Source organism: Fulvivirga sedimenti, from assembly GCF_020328055.1.
This window is the reverse complement of the sequence record NZ_JAIXNE010000003.1, coordinates 1,051,884-1,078,636: the sequence shown is the minus strand read 5'-3', so window position 1 is coordinate 1,078,636 and position 26,753 is coordinate 1,051,884. Positions and strand designations below refer to the sequence as shown.

23 protein-coding genes are annotated in these 26,753 nt (G+C 45.1%); 13 read left to right on the top strand and 10 right to left on the bottom strand.

Annotation, left to right across the window (positions count from 1 at the left end):
* The first annotated feature begins 28 nt into the window (after positions 1–28).
* From LDX50_RS17070 to LDX50_RS17060, 3 genes are read left to right on the top strand one after another with little or no spacing between them, the layout of a single operon-like run.
* Positions 29–1,192, top strand: a complete 1,164-nt coding sequence (locus LDX50_RS17070) for an efflux RND transporter periplasmic adaptor subunit (RefSeq protein ID WP_225698519.1) — start codon at positions 29–31, stop codon at positions 1,190–1,192.
* A gap of 6 nt (positions 1,193–1,198) precedes the next feature.
* Positions 1,199–4,603, top strand: coding sequence for an efflux RND transporter permease subunit (locus tag LDX50_RS17065; protein WP_225698518.1), 3,405 nt, complete (start codon positions 1,199–1,201; stop codon positions 4,601–4,603).
* Between the two features lie 41 nt (positions 4,604–4,644).
* Entirely contained in the window at positions 4,645–5,907 is a 1,263-nt protein-coding gene (locus LDX50_RS17060) for a metallophosphoesterase (RefSeq protein ID WP_225698517.1), read from the top strand.
* On the opposite strand, the gene LDX50_RS17055 is transcribed toward LDX50_RS17060, so the two are convergent.
* The 8 genes from LDX50_RS17055 to LDX50_RS17020 all read right to left on the bottom strand — a co-directional run bounded on the left by LDX50_RS17055 (position 5,891) and on the right by LDX50_RS17020 (position 13,944).
* Positions 5,891–6,343 carry a hypothetical protein gene (locus LDX50_RS17055; protein ID WP_225698516.1) on the bottom strand — a complete coding sequence of 151 codons (453 nt, stop codon included), beginning with the start codon at positions 6,341–6,343 and terminating at the stop codon, positions 5,891–5,893. The genes LDX50_RS17060 and LDX50_RS17055 overlap by 17 nt on opposite strands.
* Positions 6,343–6,714, bottom strand: a complete 372-nt coding sequence (locus tag LDX50_RS17050) for a DUF3127 domain-containing protein (protein WP_225698515.1) — start codon at positions 6,712–6,714, stop codon at positions 6,343–6,345. Before LDX50_RS17050 ends, LDX50_RS17055 begins: the two co-directional genes overlap by 1 nt.
* 159 nt (positions 6,715–6,873) lie before the next feature.
* Complete coding sequence (locus LDX50_RS17045; RefSeq protein ID WP_225698514.1) at positions 6,874–8,763, bottom strand: ComEA family DNA-binding protein; 1,890 nt, start codon at positions 8,761–8,763, stop codon at positions 6,874–6,876.
* The gene (locus tag LDX50_RS17040) at positions 8,741–9,523 is read right to left on the bottom strand and encodes a hypothetical protein (RefSeq protein ID WP_225698513.1); all 783 of its coding nucleotides are present in this window, start codon (positions 9,521–9,523) and stop codon (positions 8,741–8,743) included. The genes LDX50_RS17045 and LDX50_RS17040 overlap by 23 nt, the downstream gene beginning before the upstream one ends.
* A gap of 41 nt (positions 9,524–9,564) precedes the next feature.
* Complete coding sequence (locus LDX50_RS17035; RefSeq protein ID WP_225698512.1) at positions 9,565–10,995, bottom strand: POTRA domain-containing protein; 1,431 nt, start codon at positions 10,993–10,995, stop codon at positions 9,565–9,567.
* A gap of 92 nt (positions 10,996–11,087) precedes the next feature.
* The gene (locus LDX50_RS17030; RefSeq protein ID WP_225698511.1) at positions 11,088–12,263 is read right to left on the bottom strand and encodes a prolipoprotein diacylglyceryl transferase; all 1,176 of its coding nucleotides are present in this window, start codon (positions 12,261–12,263) and stop codon (positions 11,088–11,090) included.
* A 50-nt stretch (positions 12,264–12,313) separates the two neighbouring features.
* The gene (locus LDX50_RS17025; protein WP_225698510.1) at positions 12,314–12,922 is read right to left on the bottom strand and encodes an RNA polymerase sigma factor; all 609 of its coding nucleotides are present in this window, start codon (positions 12,920–12,922) and stop codon (positions 12,314–12,316) included.
* On the bottom strand, positions 12,913–13,944 hold the full coding sequence (locus LDX50_RS17020) for a glycosyltransferase (protein ID WP_225698509.1): 1,032 nt from the start codon (positions 13,942–13,944) through the stop codon (positions 12,913–12,915). Before LDX50_RS17020 ends, LDX50_RS17025 begins: the two co-directional genes overlap by 10 nt.
* 175 nt (positions 13,945–14,119) lie before the next feature.
* Here LDX50_RS17020 and tgt point away from each other — a divergent pair, with 175 nt between their 5' ends.
* Genes tgt through LDX50_RS17005 form a run of 3 tightly spaced genes read left to right on the top strand, consistent with a single transcriptional unit; the run spans position 14,120 to position 17,235 of the window.
* A complete protein-coding gene (tgt, locus tag LDX50_RS17015; protein WP_225698508.1) occupies positions 14,120–15,250 on the top strand; it encodes a tRNA guanosine(34) transglycosylase Tgt in 1,131 nt (376 codons plus the stop codon).
* The gene (locus LDX50_RS17010; protein ID WP_225698507.1) at positions 15,251–16,324 is read left to right on the top strand and encodes an LptF/LptG family permease; all 1,074 of its coding nucleotides are present in this window, start codon (positions 15,251–15,253) and stop codon (positions 16,322–16,324) included.
* Positions 16,324–17,235, top strand: coding sequence for a DMT family transporter (locus tag LDX50_RS17005; RefSeq protein ID WP_225698506.1), 912 nt, complete (start codon positions 16,324–16,326; stop codon positions 17,233–17,235). Before LDX50_RS17010 ends, LDX50_RS17005 begins: the two co-directional genes overlap by 1 nt.
* Here LDX50_RS17005 and ispE read toward each other — a convergent pair.
* Both ispE and LDX50_RS16995 read right to left on the bottom strand, forming a co-directional pair.
* Positions 17,227–18,033, bottom strand: coding sequence for a 4-(cytidine 5'-diphospho)-2-C-methyl-D-erythritol kinase (ispE, locus tag LDX50_RS17000; protein WP_225698505.1), 807 nt, complete (start codon positions 18,031–18,033; stop codon positions 17,227–17,229). The two genes, LDX50_RS17005 and ispE, sit on opposite strands and share 9 nt — an antisense overlap.
* A 3-nt stretch (positions 18,034–18,036) precedes the next feature.
* Entirely contained in the window at positions 18,037–18,849 is an 813-nt protein-coding gene (locus LDX50_RS16995) for an enoyl-ACP reductase FabI (protein WP_225698504.1), read from the bottom strand.
* Positions 18,850–19,003: 154 nt separating this feature from the next.
* Between LDX50_RS16995 and murI the strand changes: the two genes are divergently transcribed.
* From murI to LDX50_RS16955, 7 genes are all read left to right on the top strand, one after another.
* On the top strand, positions 19,004–19,813 hold the full coding sequence (gene murI, locus LDX50_RS16990; RefSeq protein ID WP_225698503.1) for a glutamate racemase: 810 nt from the start codon (positions 19,004–19,006) through the stop codon (positions 19,811–19,813).
* 61 nt (positions 19,814–19,874) lie between these two features.
* Positions 19,875–20,957 (top strand): complex I subunit 1/NuoH family protein, encoded by a 1,083-nt coding sequence (locus LDX50_RS16985; protein ID WP_225698502.1) that lies wholly within the window; start codon positions 19,875–19,877, stop codon positions 20,955–20,957.
* Positions 20,958–21,038: 81 nt separating this feature from the next.
* The gene (locus LDX50_RS16980) at positions 21,039–22,991 is read left to right on the top strand and encodes a tetratricopeptide repeat-containing sensor histidine kinase (protein WP_225698501.1); all 1,953 of its coding nucleotides are present in this window, start codon (positions 21,039–21,041) and stop codon (positions 22,989–22,991) included.
* Positions 22,992–23,030: 39 nt separating this feature from the next.
* A complete protein-coding gene (locus LDX50_RS30950) occupies positions 23,031–23,858 on the top strand; it encodes a 4Fe-4S binding protein (protein WP_275951758.1) in 828 nt (275 codons plus the stop codon).
* Positions 23,851–24,360 carry an NADH-quinone oxidoreductase subunit J family protein gene (locus LDX50_RS16965; protein ID WP_225698500.1) on the top strand — a complete coding sequence of 170 codons (510 nt, stop codon included), beginning with the start codon at positions 23,851–23,853 and terminating at the stop codon, positions 24,358–24,360. The genes LDX50_RS30950 and LDX50_RS16965 overlap by 8 nt, the downstream gene beginning before the upstream one ends.
* Complete coding sequence (gene nuoK / locus LDX50_RS16960) at positions 24,357–24,662, top strand: NADH-quinone oxidoreductase subunit NuoK (RefSeq protein WP_225698499.1); 306 nt, start codon at positions 24,357–24,359, stop codon at positions 24,660–24,662. Before LDX50_RS16965 ends, nuoK begins: the two co-directional genes overlap by 4 nt.
* A complete protein-coding gene (locus LDX50_RS16955; RefSeq protein ID WP_225698498.1) occupies positions 24,659–26,749 on the top strand; it encodes an NADH-quinone oxidoreductase subunit 5 family protein in 2,091 nt (696 codons plus the stop codon). The genes nuoK and LDX50_RS16955 overlap by 4 nt, the downstream gene beginning before the upstream one ends.
* Positions 26,750–26,753 lie beyond the last annotated feature (4 nt).

Genomic DNA, 26,753 nt, shown 5'->3' with positions numbered 1-26,753 from the left:
AAATAACAACTTAGAAACCTCAAATCGAATGAAAAATATCCTTTTATATCTCACCGTATCTGCCGCTGTTCTGGCTGGTTGTTCCAGTGGGAACGATTCGCTGGAAGCGAAAAAAGAAAAAGTAGCGGAATACAAAAAAGAATTACACGAGATCAATGTGAAAATCCGTGAGCTTGAAAGCGAGATCGCCTCGCTGGAGGGAGTATCAGAGCAACGAAGTAATGCAATTCTGGTGAATACAAGCCCGGTTCAGCCTACCCGCTTTACACACGCAATTGATGTTCGCGGAAATGTTGCTTCCCGTACGAATGTTTTTCTCTCTTCTGAAACGGGAGGTGCCATTCAACAGGTTCGTGTTTCAGAAGGAAATGTCGTGAAGAAAGGGGACATCCTGGTAACAATTGACAATGCGATCATCCGGAATAATATTGCAGAGGTAAAAACAGCGCTTGAGCTTGCCGAGGCAGTTTTTGAACGCCAGAGTAACCTGTGGGAGAAAAAGATCGGAACGGAAATTCAATACCTCGAAGCAAAAAACCGTAAGGAATCACTTGAAAGGCAACTAACAACACTTGAGACGCAGTTGAGTAAGACCATCATCCGGGCTCCGTTTGCCGGAAGTGTCGATGCCGTAGAAGCAAAGGTTGGACAGATGGCTCAGCCTGGGATGCCTTTGGTGCAGATTGTAAATCAAAATGACATGTACATTGAAGCAGACGTTTCGGAGCGCTTTATTGGAGACTTTAAGAAAGGGGATCATGTAGAAGTATTTTTCCCGATTGTGAACCGAAAGATCGAAACTTCCATCATCGCGGTGAGCGAAATCATTAACCTGGAAAACCGTACGTTCAAAATTGAGATGCGCATGCCTAAGGTGGATTTTGTCGTGAAGCCTAACCAGGTTGTGGTGATTCAGCTAATCGATTATACACGGGATTCTACGATTGTCGTACCTACCGAACTTATTTTGTCTGATGCCGACGGCAAGTTCCTCTATGTTGTGGAGGATCAGGATAATCAGCAGGTCGCCGCCAAAGCCCGCATTAGTGTTGGAATGACAAGTGAAGGGAAGACTGAAATCCTTGACGGACTGGAAATAGGGGATTTAGTCGTGCTGCAGGGGTACCGTGATCTCACCGAAGGAACCATTGTCGAACAAACAGAGAAGTCTACAGAAACTGCCAAACTCTAATTTAACATGGCTGATAATAACGAAATAAAAAAGGGTGATTTCCAGGAGAAGGAATTCGGGTTGACGGTCGCATCTCTCAATAACCGGACAACCGTGTTTTTCCTGCTTTTCCTGATCGTGGTAATGGGTATCAATTCTTATATCTCATTGCCCAAGGAAAGCTATCCCGAAGTTACCCAGCCGATGGTATATATCGGTACCGCATATCCGGGCAATTCACCTGTGGATATTGAAAATCTCATTACCAGGCCGCTCGAAAAGGAGATCAATGATATTTCGAACCTGGACAACATCAAGTCAACCTCGGTTCAGGATTTTTCAACGATCATTGCTGAATTTGATGCCGATATTGATATTGAGGATGCGCTTCAAAAGGTAAAAGATGCCGTTGACAGGGCCAAGCAGGATCTTCCTTCCGACCTCGATCAGGATCCCAACGTATTCGAAATGAATTTTTCGGAATTCCCGATTATGAACATCAACCTTTCGGGAAATTACCGGGTCGAAAAACTGGAAGAGATTGCCGAGGACTTCAAGGATGAGCTCGAGAAAATATCCGAGGTTTCCTACGTTGAGATTCGTGGCGTAGATGAAAAGGAAGTAAAAATAATGGCAGACCCCTACCTGATGGACGCCCGGCAGGTGAACTTTTCCGATATCGAGAACGCGATCAGGGGAGAGAACATCACTTTTTCCGGCGGAAGCATCAGGGAAGGAGATATCCGGCGTACCATTCGTGTTGTTGGTGAATTTAGCGATCCCCTGCAGATGCTGGATATTGTGATCAAGCATCAGGATAATAACATTGTTTATCTGCGGGATGTGGCTGATGTTGAATTTGATTACAAGGAAAAACAAAGCTATGCACGCCTGGATCAGCGCCCGGTTGTTTCTGTGGATGTCGTGAAGCGAAGTGGTGAGAACCTGTTGATCGCCACCGACAAGATTAATCAGAAGATCGATGAGATGAAACAGAAGTATCCCGCTGATCTGGAGTTCAATATTACCAACGATCAAAGCCAGATGACCCGGGATCTCGTGAATAGCCTTGAAAATAATATTATTTCGGGAGTTATACTGGTTGTACTTGTACTGCTGTTCTTCCTGGGTACACGCAACGCATTGTTTGTGGGAATCGCTATTCCTGTATCCATGTTCATGTCATTTCTTATTCTGAGCTTCCTGGGCATTTCGATCAATATGATGATCCTTTTCTCACTGATCCTCGCACTTGGGATGCTGGTTGATAACGGTATTGTAATTGTTGAGAACGTTTATCGCCTGATGGAAGATGGCATGACACCCTGGGAAGCAACCAAACTGGGCGTTAGTGAAGTGGCGTGGCCCATCATTACCTCAACAGCTACCACGCTGGCGGCATTCCTGCCACTTGTGTTATGGCCGGGTCTGATCGGTGAATTCATGCGCTACCTGCCAATAGGGGTAATCATTACGCTGGCATCCTCATTATTTGTAGCCCTGGTGATCAACCCTGCGCTGATATCAATGTTTATGAAGATTGAGGATCATTCCAAAATTGACCATTTTAAGACGTTGCGAAATGCCGGAATACTGTTACTGATCGGAATCGCACTTGTTTTTACACCGGTCATGTGGCTTGGAAATATATTGATTTTCTTTGGCTTGCTGATTCTGCTGAATGTATATATTCTGATGCCTTTGTCGGACCGCTTTCAGCGAAGTTTTCTTCCATGGCTTGAGGAAATCTACTGGAACACCGTCAATTATGCCCTTGTCGGTTTCAGACCATATCTTATTTTTTGGGGAACAGTTGCACTTCTGGTAGTTGCTGTGTTCCTGAATGCTGCATTTCCACCTAAGGTGGAGTTCTTTCCGGAGAATATGCCAAAGTATGTCAATGTATTCATTGAGTTTCCGGATGGCACGGATATTGAAAAAACCAATTCCTTTTCGAAGGAGATAGAAAGCCGTATAGCCCGCGTAATAGAGCCCTATAACGAAATAGTGGAATCGATGATTGCCAAGGTTGGCCAGGATACGGCAGATCCAAATGATCCGTCTGCCTTCGGACAGTCGGACACCCCCAATAAGGCACGCATTACTGTAAATTTCGTTGAATTCAAGGAAAGAGGGGGGGTAGATACCCGAAAAGTGATGTCAGAAATCAGGGAAGCGGTGCAGGGATACCCGGGAGTTAATATAGCTGTAGATAAGGATAATATGGCTCCCCCAACGGGTAAGCCTGTAAATATTGAAGTGACGGGAGAGGATATTCCAAAGTTGATCAGCGTGGTGGAAGACATGAAGAAGTATATCAATGAGGCGGGAATAGACGGTATTGAACAGCTTCAAAGTGATATGAGCATTGGAAAGCCTGAATTGCTCGTTAATATAGACAGGGAAAAGGCACGTCGATTCGGATTATCAACCCAGACGATCGCGAATGAAATTCGTACCTCTTTGTTCGGTAAGGAAATTTCAAAATTTAAACAGGGTGAGGACGATTATGAGATCCAGCTACGGCTTCAGGATGAATATCGCTATGACCTGGAAGCGCTCAGAAACAAATCCATCACGTTTAGAAACCAGGTGAATGGGCGCATTATGCAAATTCCCATTTCATCGGTGGCAGAGCTCGAACTCAGTACTACCTATGGATCTGTGCGTCGTAAGGACCTTGATCGCGTGATTACCCTTTATTCCAATGTTCTGGCTGGCGCCAATGCAACGGAGATCAATGACCAGCTGAAGGTACTTCTGGAGGATTTTGAAATGCCGGCCGGCTACTCCTATAAATTTGGGGGTGAGCAGGAAAAACAAGCAGAGGAATTGGCATTCCTGCAACAGGCGCTTGTTCTTGCGGTTTTCATCATATTTATGATCATCGTTGCGCAGTTCAATAAAGTTACTACCCCACTTATCATCATGTCGTCAGTGGCCCTAAGTACGGCAGGCGTGCTGCTGGGATTATTCATTTTCGATATGAAATTCGTCATCATCATGATGATGATCGGAATTATTTCACTTGCCGGTGTGGTTGTAAATAATGCCATCGTGCTGGTGGATTTCATTGAGCTGATCCGGAAGCGCAAGCAAAAGGAACTGGGCGTAGACCGTCTTGATTTTCAGCATATCAATGAAGCGATCGCAGAGGCAGGAAAAACACGTTTGCGTCCGGTTCTGCTGACGGCTATTACAACGATCCTCGGACTGATTCCGTTGGCGGTCGGGATCAACTTTGATTTTGTTAAGTTCTTCGCAACCTATGAAGTCGACTTCTACATTGGGGGAGATAACGTGGTATTCTGGGGACCCATGTCGTGGACCATTATTTTCGGATTGACGTTTGCAACTTTCCTTACGCTAATTGTTGTTCCGGTCATGTATCAGTTCTTTGCGAAGATCAATCGCAAATTGAATATAAGTTAAATTAAAGGGGGACATCGAACAGGTGTCCTCCATCAGACATAATGAATAGAGTTTTTGTGATCGGTGTTGTTTTAGCAATTCTCCTCTTGATTGACATATATGTTTATCAGGCGGTGAGCTTTGTTATGCGAAATTTTTCCTCGACCAGTCAGCAAATCGTGCGCTATACCTATTGGTTCTTTACAGCGGCAACATTTGCGGTCATTCTGCTATATAATTTCGGTGATCCGGATATATGGAAGGGCAGTACCCGGAGCGTTGTATTCACCATTATTTTCATCAATTACTTTTCAAAAGTTTTTGCAGCCCTGTTCCTCGTGGTAGATGATATCATTCGGCTCGGCCGGTGGATTGCAGGCCTGTTTCAATCCGGTGGATCATCTGTTTCTGAAGGACAGACCATTACCCGAAGTGAATTCCTGACGAAGACAGCACTCGTTGCAGGAACTGTGCCATTGCTTACGATGAGTTATGGTATTATCTCCGGGGCGCATGATTACAGAATTCGCAGAAAGACCATTTACCTGCCCAATCTTCCCTCATCTTTTGACGGGATTACCGTTGCACAGTTATCAGATATTCACTCAGGCAGTTTTTTTAACAAAACAGCTGTTAAGGGCGGAGTTGAAATGTTGATGGCTGAAAAGCCTGATATGGTGTTTTTTACCGGCGACCTGGTAAATAATGAAACGTCGGAAGTGAAGGATTATGTGCCAATATTCGAAAAGGTGAAGGCACCGCTGGGCGTTTTCTCCACTACAGGAAATCATGATTACGGAGACTACCGCAGTTGGAACTCTGAGCAAGCCAAAAAACAGAATTTCGAAGATCTGAAAGAAGCCCATCGTTTAATGGGATACGATCTGCTGATGAATGAAAATCGTTATATCGAGGTTGACGGAGAGAAAATTGCGGTCATCGGAATCGAAAACTGGGGGGCTGGCCGGTTTGCCAAATATGGCAAACTTGATGAAGCCATGAAGGGAACTAATGAGGCCCCTGTAAAATTACTTCTTTCGCACGATCCAAGTCACTGGGATGCGCAGGTAAGACCCAACTATCCGGATGTGGATATTGCATTTGCCGGGCATACCCATGGTTTTCAATTCGGTGTAGAATGGGGTGATTTCAAATGGAGTCCTGCACAATATGCCTACAAGCAGTGGGCCGGACTTTATCAGCAGGATCAGCAATATCTCTATGTGAACCGGGGATATGGGTACATCGGTTATCCGGGTCGGATAGGAATTCCACCTGAAATTACGCTGATAACCTTAAAAAAAGGTATTAATCCTCCAGCTTGATCCAGTCATCACTGGATGATACCCCGATGGTACCATCCTGATACTCCATAAGAAAATCGAGCATTACGGGTGTCCTGCACCCCTGAAATGAAGTTTCTCCCGTTGCACGCAGAATGATCGGGTAGGAATAACCATAATCCCTGCTGATCCGTACGAGACTGTCATTCTCATTGATTAGAAATCCATACTCAACTTCAATGGGACCTTTTTTGCAGCCGTTAAGCGCCAATCCAAAAATATCATAAACATATGTGCCGGTACCATCTTCCCGGATTTCCAGGTACCCGTCTTTCGCCCCGGAATATTTTCCATTGAAGCGCGAAACATTATAGGCGGTTCTATACACCTTGCCTTCATACTCCATTTGCCTGACAGGCTCATTCGCTTTTTCCTGGCTGTAAAAAATTGCCAGCAAAAGTATGCCTATTCTGATCATTAAAATGGCAGGTCTTCTTCCCCGTTGGATTCGTTATTGATCCATTCAGGCTCTTCCATGTTGTCCATTCCGGGTGCAGGGGGCATTCCTTCCACATCCTTTTCAAGACGCCATGCCTGTAGTGAGTTGAAATATTTTACCTGTCCCTGGGGGTTGGTCCATTTACGTCCTTTCAGGTTAAAGTATACATTTACCTCATCGCCGGCCGAAAACTGATCCAGCTGTGCACATTTGTCCTGGATCATTTCGAATTGGAGAAATTCTGGATATTGAGGGTTTTCTACGTATTCCAGGACAAAATCACGTTTTTGAAATTTGTCTGAAATTTTTTGTGTAGTGGAGATCTCTAAAATTTTACCTTTTACATTCATGAGTGAGTACTGTTTTCTACAAAACTAAGGGGTGGCATGCGATTACCACAACTTTATCTTTTTTTTCTGAATACAAGTCGCATGACCCATAAAAATATGAGTACGCCAACAAGAATTATGAAGAGTGTGGTCGCATCGATCTGTTCAACGGCATGCATCTTATATTGTATATTTTAGCTGAATTTTTAATTCATGTTCACGGTAACCTGATTTCTCAGGGGATGAAACTGTGAGTGCCCACCGAAACCAGCCCGTCAGGCTTCGGTTAAACCTGTGTCTCACCAGCAGGAAAGCACGGTATCCTTTTCCGTAATACGAAGGTAAGGAAAATGATCCCCAAACATCCCTTTCAAATGTAAATTCCCGCGTATAATAACTGTCGGTTCTGAAATACATGAAGCGCATGTTCCAGGAGGTTCGCGGATTGTCGATGATCCATTCGCAGGACAGCAGCCATCCCTGTTCGGCATCAAGGCTGCTTCTCATGTTATATTGTACCCGGATTCTCATTTCATGCAAGTTCTTTTTCAATACCCAGTGAAATTGATGCCTGTATGTTGTTAGTGATTGGGAATTGCCAGGTGACTGATCTCTTTTTTCGACTTTACTTAATAGCCTGACATTCATATGATCATGAATTGTATATGTCAGATCCAGACGTCCATCCCGGCCCCTTACCGCAGTGTTATGCCGGTATGAATACCAGGGTATCAGATAAAAATCAGCATAGGCAACCAGCAACAGTTTCTTTCGAATGGAGTACCGGAAGCCCAGATACCGTCCGCGTTCATTACTGAACCCCGAACCTGTTTCAGAAAAACCTTTACCATAAAACGTAAAATACCCCGGCTGATATCTTCGTAGCAATAGAATCCATTCCAGATTTCTGCCAGCTGATATTGAAACCCCGGATACCCAGGCTGTAGAACCTGTGGGATTTGCTGCAATTTCAAACCACATCAACAGATTTCTATATCGGTAATTCCCAAACAGGGAAGCTTGTCCGAATGATGAACCTTCCGGCAAGGGATCCTTATACATCCGGTCGTATGCCAGGTTATGGGTAAGCCTGTCTGAATTGATCGCATATCCGAAACGACCATTGGTTCCATGGTATTCCGTGAAATGCCCAATCGATATTATTCCAACTGCCTTACGCTTTTTCTGACTTGCCTGGTCGGAATGATCGCCGGAATTCATGAAGCTTCTGAATGTTTTATCGTTGTAAATACTGGCATCCCTGCGCCGAAAACTAATATAACCGGATGTCTTCCATCGTCCTTTTGAGAGTGTAATTGCGCCACCGCTCATGCCGCTGGATTCACTGAAGGATCCATGGTAGGTTATAAAACTTGCTGCCGAAGGAAGCGGCAGATTTGATCCCTTGCCAAGCTGGAAAGATCCCTGATGAATCAGCCCCTGGCCGGTGTGAACCCTGAAATCTCCAATTATCATCCTTTCAATGATCCCGGAAGGTTGCTTTTGGAAAAAAACATTGATATGATCCGCTCCCCAATATCCCTGTGCCGGGCTGATCTTCCATGTTTCACCCGGATCCTGGTCAAATCGCAAGCCTGCCTTCCATTGCCCGGGCTTATCGAGCGTCATTCTTCCGCGGAAATGTATTCCCGGTCTGGCGGTTTGTTTTTCCGCCAGAAGCATGAATTCCAATGATTCAGGCCGACTCAAAAACCCCTCGGATGTTTCATAATTAAAAGCTAGCTCCGGAATCATGAAATATTGAAGTAACGACCTGATCTTTTCCCGGGTAAATCCGGGGATAGCCTGCAGTTCATATGGTGAAATAATTCTGCCGAATTTTCTTCGATACTGTATGAATTCCTCAATGTCCTTTGAGGTTAGAATATCAATCATCTGAAGGTGTTCCGGGGTTGCTTCCTGCAGGTATTGGGGAAGTTCGCCCATGGCGTCGGGTAAGTTACCCTCCTCAAGAGCAGATTCAAAAAGCAAACCCGCCTGCGCATGAACGTGCAAACTGCCAATCACCCAGGCAAGGATGGTCAAACTATTTTTCAGATTTCGGAACATAGTTGAAACCTGTAATTGACCGCGCTCCCAGGTAAGGGTGGCCGGTGACAGAAACCCCGATTTTCAGTTGTTTATAGTGAAACTGGATACCCAGACTTGCCGACCATCCCGCTGTTTCGATTCCAAAGAGGACCCTCAATTTTTCCAGGACACTTATTTCCCCTCCGAAAATTAATATTGACGGATATGGAGGTTCATGGTTGTATTGTACATTGAATTCTGTGATTCCGGAAATATGAATTTTGACGGCGATGGATTTGAAAAAGACCGGGCTGCCATAGAACAATCGGGTCTGAAATAATGCGCCAATCATAAGTTGCTCACCCAGATCAAACTGAATACCGGCTCCGGTAAAAAGCCGCTCATTTATAATTTGATCGGATCTTTGAGTGATAAGTCCGCCCTGGAAACCAGCACGGATATTGGGTAAGTGGAGCATGACAGCCAGTACACTGCCAACTATGGAGTGTCCCTTACTCCAGAATGCGTGGACTCCTGCGCCGGCCCCCCAGTTTCCCCTGTTCAGTGTCGTGCAGATGTAGCCATTTTGTACACCTGAATCCCCATAAAATTTACCTAATCCTCCTGATATCTGACTGCTCATCATCCCGGCTGGGTTGTGGAATACCGAGGTTCCATGAGTGCCGGTGGTGCCTGAACCTCCCAGGGCGGTTTGGTGCGTTGTAAAAACGGGAAAATCCAGTTGAGCAAACAGGATTGATGGAATGATCAGACAATAAATTGTAAAGAGAAATGGCATCCATCAACAATGTCATTATTGTTATGGACAATGGCTGGCCGTTAGAATTCCTTCTTGAAATTAAGAAAGAACCCCCCTTCCTTTTCAGCATTGAAGCTATATTCAAGACGGAGGACCGCATCATAAAAGGTCACGAAATCAATTCCGAGACCCGTTCCAAAAAGATATTTATTGGAAAGTCGTGTGTTAAGCCCTTCAGTCTCATAGAATTCATAATTCCGGGCATAACCCATATCGAAATAGGTCTTCAGGTAAATTGCGATCGGAATTCTTCGAAACTGCTCAACGGGAATAAATCCTGCATACAGATCTGTAGAAAATATTTTCTTTTTAAAGGTTGTCCGGTTTAGCAGCAGGTGCTGGCCTTCGATCAGGTAAAGCTCATATCCCCGGATATAGTCGCTCCGGTATCCCAAGCCTGAAAGAGAGGAGTAGGGAGGGTTTTCGGGTGCACTAATGTACGCTGCCGAATAGTTCGAAAGATAATAATCCTTGCCAAGCGGAGAATAATGAATGTATTTTACGACCAGTTCTGTTTTATCAAGATCCTTGTAAATACCCAGTCCGTCCTTCCGCAAGGTGGCCTGAAAAAAGTGCCCGTTTAGTGGATAGGCAAATAAATCTCTTCTGTCGATAACGAACTGATAGGAGATGCTGAAATACTGTTGTTTTAAAGAAGAATCACTGTGATAGGAAGGATTGGAAATGAGCAATGTGTCTGAAATGTCATTGTTATTGTAGGTTATATCTACATTATGCCTCGTGAAGAAAGAATTGCGAAACGTATAACCTATATTGATCAGCCGGCGGGTTCTCAATACATCCTCACTGTCAAGAAACTGTGCAACGTGATTTACCGTGCGGTATGCTACATTTTTATTATCTGCATATTGAGCCGCAAAATTCAGTCCGTGTCGCTGTGACTTGTCCACATAAGGCATTTGATATGCGATGGCAAACCGCTTTGTAAATCCGAACTGGGCGTCAAGCCGCAAACGTTCATTTCGTCCGCGGGTATTATTCTGATATAGTTTGAGTCCGTAGGATACACGACTCAGATCACCACCCTGGTTTTGGATCCAGTCATTGAAATTTCGGTCGGCCAGGGAAAATATAGGTACGGGAAAGGTATACCACCGTTCAGAAATCTCAATCAAAATATCAGTTCTGCTTTGAAAGGGGGGCATAACGGTGATTTTCACCGAGTTGAACAACCGGGTGTTCATAATTTTTTTACGGTCGCCTTCCAGTATGATGGCCAGTTCTTTTGACTCGTACACATCACCCGTTTTTACCGTCATTTCCCGCAGAATAATGGGATTTTTGGTCTTTTTATTTCCGACAATAATGATCTTGCCCACTTGATAATAGCGGATGGTATCTGAAGATACACTATCAGCATGTACGGAGTGGTTCAGCGGCAGGCCACTGCCCGTGAAAAGGGAACATAAAGAGATCAGCACAACGAGCATGCCCGGAAATTAAATCTTGGTGGAAAGATAAATATACTATTTATATCAGATTTTCAGTTGGGTAACCCACCCGAATATCCTGAATAGGAAGGTTATTTAATGGTTTTTGGTTCCCGGCCACGCTTTAAAGCACGAAACAGTATGAATATTCCGGCAATGATTAGCGGGATACTCAGAATTTGTCCCATGTTGAACGTGAGATCCTCTTCAAATGCTACCTGGTTTTCCTTGAACAGCTCGTGTACAAAACGCAAACCGAATAAAATGATCAGAAATAGCCCCAGGAGCAACCCCTCCGGTAATTCACTTTTATAGTGAAACCAGATTGCGAACAGCAGGAAAAAGAGCAGCAAACTGGTGGCCGACTCATATAATTGTGTAGGATGTCGGACGATTCCATAAACCGGTACTGTGGCGCGAATCCTGTTATCCTCCAACTGTACCACCTCATAACCCTTGTACAGAATAGAATCATACATGAAGTGATCATTGAGATAATACCTGGAATCTGACAGGTACCTTGGAATATTATTCAGAACAAATCTTTCAACAGCATCCCTGGTATTCACATTGTCCTGCGGTTCATAGGTGAGAATCATATTGATCGGGACATATTGTTCATCGTTCGGAGGCAAATCTGCGATCCTTTGATAATCCACGTTCTCAATACCGGTTTGGGAGGGGCGTTCCAGGAATTCCCTGACGTCCTTTCCGAAAACAACTCCATAATTGCTGTGAGTGGGTTTACCGTAAATTTCAGAATTCATGAAATTTCCAAATCGGATCAGACATCCGGTGAGCGCGACAACAATCACAATTCGATCTACTACCTGTAAATAACTTTGGCCCGGCCGTTTGATCGGCGTAAATACGGGTTTAATCCCTTTAAAATGAACATCATATTTGCTGTAAAGCCACAGTGCAAACAAAATTCCAAACGCCGCTCCGTGGCTGGCAAGTCCGCCTTCCCATATCTTCAGAATCTCAATCGGGTTGGCCAGGTATTTATCCGGCTCATAGAAAAGCACATGGCCAAGACGGGCACCGATGATAGTGGCGATCACCATAAAGACCGTAAGTGTTTCAACATCCTTTTCAGGCTTATTTTCCCGATTATAGATATAAAACATTATCTGTTGACTGACGATAAAGCCTAAAGCAAACAGGAGTCCGTAATACCTAACAGGCCTGCCGCCCATCAGCGGGAGAAAATCAGGGAAATAAAAGAATTCGGGAAGGGTGTCCCAAATCAGGTAGGAGAGTAGCATTCTAATATTATTTTGCCCACAAGAATAAGCAAATCTGGACAGAATGCCTTTTACATATGCTCCTTTTTATTCTTTACAAGGTCATACAGGAGTTCACGGGCACGATGTAATTGCGCTTTAACAGTACCCAGTGGGGCGTCCAGCTCATCGGCGATTTCCTCGTAAGACAGTTCTTCAAAATAGCGGAGTCGTACCAGACGCTGATATTTAGGGGGTAGTTTGGTTACGAAAAGCTGAATGAGTTCAATTTTTTGTGTTTTGATGGCACGTTCCTGCGGGTTCAGATTATGATCCTCCACGTCAATGGTAACTGCGTCCCCGTTGTCATCCTGAAACGAGGTGTCGAGACTCATCGTTTCCAGTTTCTTCTTCCGGATGAAATCGATTGCATTATTGGTTGCAATTCTGAAAAGCCAGGTGCTGAATGTATAGTCCTTCTTGAAGCGATGAAGATTTTTGAATGCCTTCGCAAATGCTTCAATGGTAAGATCCTCCGCGTCATCAACATTACGAACCATTTTCAGGATCATGTGATAGACCGGGCGTTTATAACGCTCCATAAGTTTCGCAAAGGCCTGTTCGTCCCCGTTATTGACCGCATCATCAATGAGGTCAAAATCTTCAAGCGCCTTATCCGAGAACTGTTTTTTTATTTCCATCGGACTGTTTTTCTAAATGTAGCTGCCAAACCCATGACCGGATATAAGATGGCAAACAGCAAATCCATGGGTAAAACCTTCCCGGTGGAAAAAGGTATTTCGAGTTTTTGACATGTCCTTTTAAACGTTAACAGCAGAAAAAGGGTTCGTATAAAAAGCCCTGAAACACTGTAAACCCAACCCATTGGCTGGAAAAGAAGAATACCCATGAAGATATAACCAAATATATGCGATAAAGACAAAACAGCCAATAATCTGCGGGTTGCTGGTCGGTAATGCCGCCCAACGGATAAATGCCGCAATTTTTGGCGGTAATACTCCTTCCACGTCTTTTTGGGATAACTCCAGGTAAGGGCATCCCTGCCGATAACAACACTTGCCGAGTGAGGTCTTACATGCTTATTTACAAAAATATCATCGTCCCCCCCGGTCACATTACCATAACCCCGAAAGCCCTTTTGTTCCACAAAAATCTGCCGTCGATAGGCCAGGTTCCTTCCGACCCCCATATAGGGTTTGCCTGCGAGGGCCATTCCCAGGTAATGGATTCCGGTCCAGATGGTTTCATACCGGATGAAAAGGTTCAGCAGTCCGGGCCCCGGTGTATACATTGAAAACCCAAGCACGAAATCTTTAGTATCAGTGCCAGCCATCATTTGTCGTATCCACTGATCAGATTCAGGAAAACAATCGGCATCTGTGAGAAGTATCCACTCCTTGCGTGCTGCCATGATGCCTATCGACAGGGCATATTTTTTTCCATTGAGATTTGCGGGAAGGTGGTCCACCTTGGCCAGGCGAAGATGGCTGTATGTTTCCTGGAATGCGCGGATTACCTGACGGGTTTCATCTTCAGACCGGTCATCTACAATGATCACTTCATAGTGAGGATAATCCTGACTGCAAAGCGCAGGAATCAGCCTTTCCAGGTTATGCTCCTCATTCCTGGCACAAACTACCACAGAAACAGCAGGAGTTTGATCGTCATTCACAGGTTGATGCCGGGAAAAGGCCCTTAGCATCCGAATTAGGAAATATACCTGAATGAGGATGCAAATGTAAAATACCGTGAGAAGCAAGGGGTAGGGCATGGATTGAAAATAAGAACAAATATACTACAGGGGTTAATATGACAATATCCGGCAGGGATTTATCTTTTCAATGAAGGAACATCGTATAATCTGTTATTTTTGCTGGATGAAGTTTGATCTCTCCCATAAAGACAGCAAGTCTTCGGCACGTGCCGGCAGTATTACCACAGATCACGGAGTAATTCAAACCCCGATCTTTATGCCCGTTGGTACAGCCGGATCTGTGAAAGCTGTGCATCAGCGGGAGCTGAAGGATGATATTAAAGCACAGATTATTCTGGGGAATACCTACCATTTATATCTCCGCCCTGGCCTGGACATAATCGGGGAAGCCGGAGGCCTTCATAAATTTAATGGCTGGGATGGGCCTATTCTTACCGATTCGGGGGGATATCAGGTATATTCCCTTTCAGGTACGCGAAAGATCAAGGAGGATGGCGTCACGTTCATGTCGCATATCGACGGGTCACGGCATACTTTCACGCCGGAAAACGTAATGGATATACAACGCAGGATTGGTGCCGACATTATAATGGCTTTCGACGAATGCACGCCGTATCCGTGTGAGTACACCTATGCACGAGAAAGCATGGAGATGACCCATCGCTGGCTTGATCGCTGCTGTAAGCGCTTTGATGAAACGGAAAGTTTATACGGCTATCAGCAGACCCTCTTTCCGATCGTTCAGGGAAGTGTCTATCCCGATTTGCGGAAACAATCGGCAGAGGCTATTGCAGCATTCGGTCGGGAAGGAAATGCTATTGGCGGGTTATCTGTTGGCGAGCCGGCTGAAAAAATGTATGAAATGACGTCACTTGTGTGCGATATTCTGCCTTCGGATAAACCCCGATACCTGATGGGTGTGGGAACGCCTGCAAATATTCTTGAATGTATCGCCCTGGGTATAGATATGTTCGACTGCGTCATGCCTACACGCAATGCCAGGAACGGCATGCTGTTCACGACCCAGGGCATCATAAATATCCGAAATGAAAAATGGAAGAATGACCTGAACCCGATCGACCCTGAACTGGGAGGCTATGTGAGTACGTTTTATTCCAGGGCTTACCTGCGGCATCTGATACACAGTAAGGAAATATTGGGCGCGCAAATTGCTAGTATTCATAACCTGACTTTCTACCTTTGGCTGGTTGGACAGGCCCGGGAGCATATAATTGCGGGAGATTTTGCCATTTGGAAGGAAAAAATGACCAAAACAGTATCACAACGACTCTGAATGAAACTTATTGATAAATATATACTGAAAAAGTTTCTGAGCGCTTTTGTATTCACTGTACTCATCCTCGTTGCGGTGATCGTTGTGATTGATATCACCGAAAAACTGGATAAATTCAGCCGGTCTGAAGCGACATCATGGGAAGTGGTACAGTATTACCTTGATTTCGTTCCCTGGATTGCCAATCTGATCACGCCCATTACCACCTTCATCGCCACTGTCTTTGTCACTGCACAGCTGGCGGGCCGCACAGAGATCATAGCTATTCTTTCGAGCGGCGTCTCCTTTCGTCGAATGCTGATGCCCTATTTTATTGGCGCTTCGTGCATCGCTATACTTACTTTCGTGCTAAGCGGTTGGGTAATCCCGAATTCCAATAAACGGGCGACGGCCTTCGAAATGGAACACCTGGGCAAGGCAGAAAATCCGTCGTTGTCCAACATTCATCTGCAAACCACACCCGATACCTACCTTTATATCCGAACTTATAACAACGAATCGGATATGGGATTTGATTTTACCCTTGAACAGGTGGAAGGGACCGAGGTAATGGGAAAGCTTACCGCAAACCGAATGTCCTGGGATGAGGAACTGCAAAAATGGAAACTCACAAACTGGAAATATCGAAGTTTGGATTCGATGCGGGAAGAACTCAGTGAGGGACGGGAAATGGATACCTTGCTGAATATCCATCCGGGTGATTTTGAAAACATCTATCGCGCCTATGATGCGATGACACTGAATGAGCTCAACGAGCATATAGATAAACTCGTGATGCGCGGAGCAAGTGGTGTTCAGATCTATCTTGTAGAGAAGTATACGCGCTATTCAGCGCCATTTGCTGTACTCATTCTCACTTTTATGGGAGTTATTGTTTCTTCCCGGAAGACGAGGGGAGGGGCCGGTCTCAAAATTGCGATTGGATTTGTGCTGTCCTTTTTATTCCTGGTCTTTTTTCTGCTTGGAAAGACCTATGCCGAAGCAGGCTCAATGGATCCGGCTTTTTCGGTCTGGATCCCAAATATCATTTTCGCAGGAATTTCATTGGTCATGTATAGATATTTGCCACGCTGATGACTGCAACCCGGGATTATGTTCGTCTGCATGTGATCGTGCTGTTCTGGGGATTTACGGCGATCCTCGGAGCTTTGATTACCATTCCTTCGGTTGAAATTGTCTTCTACAGAACACTCATTGCCTTTATCGGACTGGGGATACTTTTAAAATTCAGGGGAAGATCATTCAAAATGCCACGCCGTTCTGCACTTCAGATATTAGGTACAGGCGGATTGATCGCGGCCCACTGGATCTTGTTTTTCGCCGCTGCCAGGGTGGCAAATGTTTCGGTTTGCCTTGCGGGAATGGCGACCTGCTCGCTGTGGACCAGCCTGCTGGAGCCATTATTCAATAAGAAGAAGATACTGTTTTATGAAGTTCTGCTTGGTTTACTCGGACTGATTGGGCTGTGGGTTATATTCCAGTTTGATTTCCAGTATAAGTGGGGTATTATCATGGCAGTTATTTCGGCCTTCCTGAGCGCACTCTTTACGGTAATCAACGGCAGTTTCACGAAACGTCATAATGCCTATACCATTACCTTCTATGAGATGATAGGCGCATGGCTGAGCGTCGTACTGTTTCTGCCGTTCTATCAGGCGTATCTCAGTCCTGATGGCTTACTTCACCTGGCTCCCGTTCCGCTGGACTGGCTTTATTTAATGATTCTGGCCATCATTTGTACAGTGTATGCCTACAGCGAATCGGTCGAGTTAATGAAACGTCTTTCTGCATTTATAATTAATCTTACTGTAAACCTGGAACCGGTTTATGGGATAATACTGGCACTTATCCTTTTTCCGGAAAAGGAAAAAATGCCCGGCAATTTTTACCTGGGCACAGGTCTCATTATTATTTCTGTTCTGTTGTATCCACTTCTGAACAAATATTACAGACGCAGATATCTGAAAGTTGATGGTTTACGCTAAGCGGCCCGTCCAGATGAAATAGCCCGATTTGGGCGCCGGTGGGGGTTCGCTATCAAAAAGACCGTAAACGGCGGAGCCAGAGCCTGACATGCATGCGTAAAATGCGCCATCATTGTAAAGGGAAGATTCAATCTCAGATAACTGACTGAAATTTTTATATGTTCCTTTACAGAAGTCATTGGTCAGCTTGTCTTTCCATAAACTCTTGTCAAGAGCCAGCAATTCCGCGACAGGCAGCCGGTTGTCGGCGGGTGTCAGGTTGGCAAAGGCCTGGGCTGTAGATATATGAATTCCCGGGTGAATGATCCGAATGTAGTTATCCGCGAGTGAAATATCTGCGGGCAGCAGGTCGGTTCCCCGGCCACTTCCGATCATGGGTTTGTTGTAAATGAAAAACGGACAGTCACTACCCAGAACCGCCGAATATTCACTCATTTCCACGGGTGACAGATTCAAATGGAAAAGATCATTCAGCAACCGAATGGTAAACGCACCGTCAGATGATCCACCACCCAGGCCTGCTCCCATCGGCACGATTTTATGCAAATGCATTTTTACGGGTGGAATATTGTACTTTTCCTTAAGCAGGGAGTATGCCCTTATGCAGAGGTTGGAATCCTCACCGCCGGGCACCTCAAGGCCGGTTTGACTGAATTCAAACTCTTTTGAGGGAATGGCTTCCAGTATGTCAGACAGCGGGACCGGATAAAAGCAGGTATCAAGGTCATGGTACCCATCGGGCCGTTTCCTCAGAACATGCAGCCCGAGGTTGATCTTAACATTTGGAAAAACAACCATCCATTATTTAGATAGTTCGGCAATGATTTCTTCAGTAATTCCCGAAGATGAGAATCCGCCATCATGCATCAGGTTTTGCATCGTGACCCTCCGGGTGTAATCTGAGAACATCATTACAATATAGTTCGCACAATCTTCTGCAGGGGCATTTCCAAGTGGAGACATCTTATCTGCATAGTCGAAGAATACATCAAATCCCGGTACACCGGTTCCTGCTGTGGTCATTGTAGGAGACTGTGAAATGGTATTCACACGCACTTTGCCATTCTTCGCAAAACGGTAACCGTAGCTTCTTGCGATGGATTCCAGTACAGCCTTGGCCTGGGCCATGTCACCATAATCAGGGAATGTGCGTTGTGCAGCAATGTAGGTAAGCGCCAGAATCGATCCCCACTCATTCATTGATTCCGTTTTTTCAGCGATCTGAAGTACTTTGTGGAATGATATCCCGGAAACATCCAGTGTCTTGAGAAACCAGTCATAATTGAGGTCCCCATAGTCTTTACCTTTACGAACGTTCGGACTCATTCCAATGGAATGAAGCACAAAATCAAGCTTGCCTCCAAGGGTTTCTTTTGACTGTTCGAAAAGAAGTGCAAGGTCTTCAAGGTTGGTGGCATCAGCAGGTATGATCTCCGCCTCGCATTTTTTTGCCAGGTCATTGATAGTTCCCATGCGAAGGGCGATCGGAGCATTCGTCAGAACGAATCTGCCTCCTTCCTCATATATTTTTTCAGCTGTTTTCCAGGCGATCGAATTTTCATCGAGTGCGCCAAAAATAATTCCTTTTTTTCCTTCGAGCAGTTGATGTGCCATGGTCAGATGAGATAAGGTTGATAGTAAGATTATTGCACAATATTACGAAAATACTCAATTATCACATCCCTTTGTTCAACCTTTACCCGGTGACGGGTTATTCACATGCTAAAGTGGGTTTTCTGAATTGGATTATTTGTATCACTTTTACGTCATGAACACCCGTGAACATCCTATCGGAATTTTTGACAGCGGCATTGGAGGACTCACTGTGGCACATGCCATCAAGGAGTTGATGCCACGTGAATCACTTATTTATTTTGGTGACACTGCTCATTTGCCGTATGGTGATAAATCTGAAGCGGCAATTCAGGCTTATTCGGTTAAGATAGCTGATGTCTTGTTACAGCGTGGATGCAAGGCAATCGTTATTGCCTGTAATTCAGCCAGCTCCTCGGCCTATGAGCTCCTGAAGGAATATGTTGGCAGCAAAGCCCTGGTGGTGAATGTGATCGATCCCATGATCGAGCATGTCAGGTCTAATTTCCCGGATTCCAATATTGGTCTGATCGGTACACGTCGTACTGTAGATTCAAAAATCTACGCCACAAGGATTGCCGAAGTGGCAGATTCAGTGCATTTATCATCGCTGGCCACACCCCTGCTGGTACCGATGATTGAGGAGGGTTTTTTTGATAACAGGATCAGCTCCGAAATTATTGCAACCTACCTCGATGATCCATCCCTGGCAGATATTCAGGCCATTATTCTGGGCTGTACACACTATCCGCTAATCCGGCAGCAGATTGATGCCTATTACGGGGGAGGGGTATCTGTTCTCGACAGCTCACTCATCACGGCCCTCCATCTGAAAGATTTACTGGAAGAAAAAGACATGTTGTGCGAAAAGTGTGAGGGAGAAGATGAGTTTCTGGTATCCGATTACACGGAGTCATTTCAGGCCTCAACACGCTTGTTTTTTGGTGAGAAGGTACGTCTGACAAATTATCGACTATGGGAATAAGTTTAGTGAATGTTTTTTTCTTTATTTGTATGCCATAGACGCGTGAGTAAAATTTTTTTTAATGTCTACGATCCTGTTTTTTCTGCCCTTTATACTTGCCTATACGGTTATTGCCGTGTATGCCGAAAGAAAGGTGTCTGCCTTTATCCAGGATCGTTATGGCCCGATGGAGACAGGTAGTTATGGCATTCTGCAGACCGTGGCAGATCTGATTAAATTATTGCAGAAGGAAGATATTGTTCCGGCCAAGTCAGATAAACCTTTATTTCTTGTAGCACCATTTGTTCTTTTTGCGGTTGTATTTACAGGTTTCTCTGTTCTTCCCCTGACGCCCACATGGAGCGGCGCTGCGATGCACACCGGAGTATTCCTGCTTCTGGCAATTGTATCACTGGATGTGCTGGGAATCATCCTGGCAGGATGGGGTTCCAATAATAAGTATTCACTTGTGGGCGCTATGCGCTCTGCGGCACAAATCATTGCCTATGAGGTTCCGTTAACTCTCAGTGTCCTTTGCGTGCTGGTAATAACCCAGACACTGGATTTGCAGCAAATTTCCTATATGCAGGGCACTTTAAGTGGCCAGGAATCGTTTCTTTTCGGAATCCGTTCCTGGGGAATTCGCGTCGACGAAATTGGCGGGATACTGATGTGGAATATCCTACAGGCTCCTGTTCTTCTCCCGGTTTGGGTCATTTTCTTCATCACAACGCTTGCAGAATCAAATCGGGCACCGTTTGATTTACCCGAGGCTGAATCTGAATTGGTAGCCGGATTTCAGACTGAGTACTCCGGGTTCAGGTGGTCTGTCATCATGCTTTCCGAATACGGGATGATGCTCCTGGTTAGTATTCTGGGAACAATATTATTCTTCGGAAGCTGGAATACTCCCCTTCCAAATATCGGTTTTGTTGCATTGGCTGATTGGACAACCGGTACCCCGGGAAGCTGGACATTGGAGGTATGGGCCATTTTTTGGCTGCTTACCAAATCATTATTCTTCGTATTAATACAAATGTGGGTGAGATGGACCTATCCCAGGGTCAGAATGGATCAATTGCTGGTTTTGGGATGGAAATACCTTACCCCGATGATTTTATTTTTATTATTCGTATGCGGTCTTTACCGTTTATTGATGGTTTAATTTTTTAATTTGAGAGTATTTGTCATCATATGGCTTTTAATTTTTTCGGCTGGTCCTGTTTTTACGCAGGATATAGACCGTTTGCGATCAATAATCAATGATCCAAATGCTGATATATCGGTCAGAACGAAAGCTACCATCGACCTGGCAGGCATCTATCATTACCAAAATCCGGATTCAGCTGAAAACATGCTCAAAAGGGCATTGAGATCGGCTGAACAGCAGCAGGATAGTATGAACATCGCGAGTGCCTACTATACCTACTCTCAAATCAGTTCAACAAAAGGTAATTTCAAGGAGGCTATGAAATATGACCTCTTGTTACTCGACATCGGTACGAAATTAAATAATAATAAAATCCGCTCGGATGCCCTGAATAACCTGGGCGAAGATTATTTTGATCAGGGTGCTTTCGGAATGGCCTATGATCATTACCAGCGCTCTCGAAAGCGGGCTATAGAGGCGAATGATTCCTTGCTTATCGCCATTACTACCTACAATGTGGGTAAGGTGTTGGGTGCGCAGGGGCAGCTGGACAGGGCTCGTTTTTATCTCGAGCGGTCTAAAGAAATCAGCACCAGCATTAACGATATTGAAGGGATTGTTTATTGTAACCTGAAACTGGCTGAAATCGAAATGGAGTCGGGAGATCTTGAACAGGCCCTGGATATCCTGATCAAAGCTGAATCTACTATCGAATCCAATAACTACCAGTCACTGAAGACAGAGGTGTACAGTTTGTTTGCAATTGCATATGAACGAAAGAAACAATACAGCAGCGCACTTACATACTATGATAAACTTGGGGAATTACATGATAATGTAGGAAATTACCTGGGATTGGGTGAAAGCTTTATTGGTAAGGGAAGTGTATGGATGGAGCTGGGCGATTTTACGCGTTCAAGATCATTTTTGGAACAGGCACTGAACATTGCCCGCGAAAAACAGAATAAACCATTGCTTCGTGATGTTTATCTTGAGCTTGCTGTTTTGAATGAGATTCAAGGCAACTACCGAGCCGCACACGATCTTCAGAAGAAGTATTATCAACTGAATGATTCCTTAAAATCCGAACAGCGTAATGAACAGTTTGCCAACATGCAGATCATGCATGAAACTGCACAGAAGGATGCAGAGATCCGGTTAATGAAGGAGCAGGAACAGCAGCAGCGCTCTCTGCTGGAAAGTGAGGAGTTTAAGAATAATATCCTGGTCGTAATCCTTGCTCTTGGTGCTGTTATCCTGTTTAATCTTCACAGAAGCAGTGTGAAGCGTAAAAAATCGAACAAGGTACTGTTGGCGCATCAGAAGGAGATAGAAGATAAGTCGAGGGAAATGGAGGGTCTCCTTTCCATGAAGGATAAATTCCTGTCGATTATTTCCCATGATTTGCGATCACCGATCAATTCGTTGCTGGGCACGATTGATATGCTCAATAAGGGTCACCTGACGGAGAAGGAATCCAGGGATTTAATGCTTTCACTCAAGAACAGATTGAATAATACCCGTAAGCTGCTGGATAATTTACTTGACTGGACGCTCATTCAGATGGATGAGATCCATATTAAGATGAAATCCATCGATCTTCATGAGATAGCCCAGGAGAATATCGATTTCTTCCACGAGACCAACGAGAAACATATCGTGTTTTTTAATAAAGTGAAAAAGAACACAATGGTATTGGCTGATCATAACATGCTCGAACTCATTCTTCGTAATCTTATCGTGAACTCAATAAAATTCACGCAGGAAGGCGGGTTCATTGAGATCGATACCGAAGTTGGTTCGGATAATATGCTCGTGATCTGTATATCGGATAATGGAATTGGAATGACATCTGAGCAGGCCGAAAAATTATTTGATACGACAGCACTCTATTCCACACCCGGAACTGCCAATGAGCAGGGTACTGGTCTTGGGTTGAAGCTTTGTAAGGAGTTTGTAGACCGAATGGGAGGGGCAATTTGGGTGGAAAGTACCAAGGATGAAGGAAGTGTATTTAAATTTACACTAAAAATACCTGATAGGCCCTGACAATTTTTTATCTTCGGTTCATAATCGAAGCATCGATATATGGGCAATTCCTACTGGAATAATATCAGGACAACCATTACAACTTTATTAAAGGGTCTGGGTCTGACCTTTCGTCATACTTTACAGGCCCGTCATACCCATACGAAAACCAGTATCTCAGATGAGGCATATTTCAAGGTACCCGATGGTATCATGACGATTCAGTATCCGCACGAGAGTATTCCGGTTCCGGATAATGGCCGTTACAAGCTTCACAACGAAATTGATGACTGTATCGTCTGCGACAAGTGTGCTAAGATTTGCCCGGTTGATTGCATTGAGATAGAATCCATTCGCGCCGTGGAGGAGTTTGGTAAAACCTCCGACGGGACATCCAAGAGAATTTACGCGGCGAAGTTCGACATCGATATGGGTAAGTGCTGTTTTTGCGGGCTTTGTACCACGGTTTGTCCGACCGAATGCCTCACGATGACGAAGTCCTATGACTTCAGTGAATTTGATGTCGAAGATCATACCTATTCCTTTGCAACGATGACCCCCCTGGAAATTCTGGAAAAGAAGAAGGAATTCGAAGAATTTCAGCAAAAGAAAGCCGATACGAATACCCCTGATCAGGCCACCACATCGAGCCCCAGACCGAAGATGACGCCTAAAATCCCTGGTGCAACATCCACTGCCGCTCCCGGAGAAAAAACAAAACCTGTTATCAGACCAAAGCCGGTCATGAAACCAAAGCCGGTTATGAAACCAAAACCGGTCATGAAACCAAAGCCCGTTATTGAGCCCAAGCCTGAAATGAAGCCCAAACCTGTTATCAGACCCAGGCCCATTATTCCGAAAAAGAAAAAAGACGACGACAATGAGTAATGTGCTCATGATCATATTCAGCTCGCTGGCAGCATTGTCCGTTACGTTCATGCTCTTTACCAGGAACATAATGTATGCGGCTTTCGGACTCGTAACAACACTGATCAGCCTGGCGGGAATATATGTGCTTTTCGGTGCTGAGTTTGTGGCTGTATCGCAGTTGATGATCTACGTAGGAGGGATTATTGTCCTGCTGCTGTTTGCTATCATGCTTACCCAACGAACGAATGCCGGCGTGTTAATTTCAGGTACTTCAAGGTTATTCATTGCTCCGTTCTCGGCTGCTGTGCTGCTTATCTTACTGGGTTCCCTTCTTTGGAAATTCCCACTTGCACCAAAGGCTGTGGAATCTGATGACCCGATCGGTGAGCTCGGTATTCGGCTCCTTTCGGAACACCTGGTATCCATGGAGCTCATCGCAATGCTGCTTCTTGTAGTATTGATCGGTGCAGCAACGATTGCGGGAAAGTTTTATATCACTAACAGAAGGAGGACGTCATGAATCTGAATGTGTTGCTGCTCCTGGGTGCCTATATGTTCTGTGCCGGACTTATTCTGAGTATAACCCGCAAAAATGCAATCATGATTCTGATCGGCATTGAACTTATGCTCAATGCCTCGAATCTCAATTTCATAGTATTCAGCCAGCAGGCAGATAATGTTCTGGATGGGCAGTTATTCTCACTTTTTGTGATTGTGCTGGCAGCGGCAGAGGCAGCTGTGGGACTGGCTATAATAGTTCAGATGTACCGTAAATTCCGGACAACAGAATTGGATCGTGTAAACTCAATTCAAAAAGGATGACACCTCAGAATGATGCGTTAATCGTTACCCTTGCGCTGTTGGTAGCTCTGTTGCCACTGACGGGGGCGGTTATGCTGATTCTGGTTTCCCGTCTTTTAAAAAGGACCATCCCTTTTTTGCAAACCTTATTTCTTTTTGGAGGTTTTCTGGCGGCTGTATCCCTGCTTTATCTGCAGGGTATCAACCCCGAATCTGTTTTTCATACCAGCATTACCTGGTTTAAAGCAGGGGATGAGATATTTACTGTTGGATTGCTGATCAATGGCGCAGCAGCTCTGATGGCCGTTGTGGTAACACTGATCGCCACCCTTGTCAGCCTCTACAGTCAGGTTTATATGCACGCTGCGTCTGGTCAGCTTCGCTATTATGCAATGATCGGCTTCTTTACATTCAGTATGCTGGGAATAGTCCTGGCTGATAATCTTATCATGATTTTTATTTTCTGGGAGCTGGTGGGTCTGGCTTCCTACATGCTCATCAATCACGAGTACAAGCAGGACATCGCCAATAATGCGTCCAAGAAGGCGTTTATTGTAAACAGGATTGGTGATGCAGGATTTCTGATCGGGATTGCTGTCCTTTGGATGTTCTTTGGAACGGCGGATCTCCAGGAATTGACAATCCGGATGCAGGAATCTGAATTGATGAACGGAACCTGGCAATGGTCGGGTATATCATTACCCGCCTCACTTCTTACCCTTGCCGGAGTTGGTTTATTCATGGGTGCCGTGGGTAAGTCGGCTCAATTTCCCTTGCAGGTATGGCTGCCCGATGCCATGGCCGGACCAACCCCTGTGTCTGCCCTGATCCATGCAGCAACAATGGTGGCTGCCGGTGTATTTCTGCTTTCGAGGATCTTTGTTTTGCTCGGATGGGATGTGTTTCATGTTATTGCAGTTATCGGATCTGTTACCGCGTTTATGGGTGCCGTAGCTGCCCTTACACAAAATGACATCAAGCGCGTACTGGCGTATTCCACCATCAGTCAGCTCGGTTATATGGTAATGGGAATGGGTACAGGATCTTATGATGCAGCTATGTTTCACCTGCTTACGCATGCCTTTTTTAAGGCCGGGCTCTTTCTGGCTGCCGGTGCGGTGATTTATTCACTTCATCAGTTTGAGGCTCAGACCAACATTCATTTTGACGTACAGGATATGCGCCAGATGGGCGGCCTGCGTAAAAAAATGCCGGTCACCTTTATCGCCTATCTCATTCTTTCCATGGCCCTCATTGGATTGCCACTCTTCAGCGGGTTTCTTTCCAAAGATGCCATCATCACAGGTGCTTTTGCCTGGGCGGGTGAATCACCTTCATGGAAACATCTTGTCCCGATCGCAGGCCTGGTTACAGTGGCACTAACAGCATTTTATATGGTTCGTCAGCTTCTGCTGGTCTTCTTCGGTGAATTCCGGGCTGGATTGACTTCTTATCAGCCTACAGATCCGCCAGTATTGATGAGGGGTATCCTGATCTTTCTGGCATTGATGTCATTTGGCCTGGTCTGGTCATTTAATCCGTTCGATGCATATAGCAGCACTATTTTTATGGCCCTCCGGCCACCTGTACTTGCAGCCCCGGATATTCCCGCGGGATTTCAGTCGATGCTGCTCGAACAGACACATCATTACCATGTCCTGATTTCGGTTTTCTCAATCGGCATGATCATCGTAGGATCCATCATTGCACTGCGTAAATTCAGGGCTTCAGGCCCCTATGTAGCAGGATATCAAACCATGCCAGGCCCCGCGGACTTGCCGGGAAGGATATCCCTTAATAACTGGTATTTAAATGAAATTTATGCAAAGGCCGTGGTGGGGCCGCTTCTAAAGATATCAGATGTCCTGCGATGGCTGGATGCCCGGGTAATTGACAGGATAATCGATTCTATTGCTGTCGGATATGTTATCCTGTCTAAAGTGGCGGGGTGGTTCGACAGGACGATTATCGATGGATTTGTGCGGATGGTTGCCGGCATTGCACGGCAGATCGGACAGCTTACCTCCGGGTTATTAAAAGGAAATGTTCAATATTATGTTTTAGTTGCCTTATTTGGCGTGATAATTATTATTTGCTTTGTAATTTGACTTT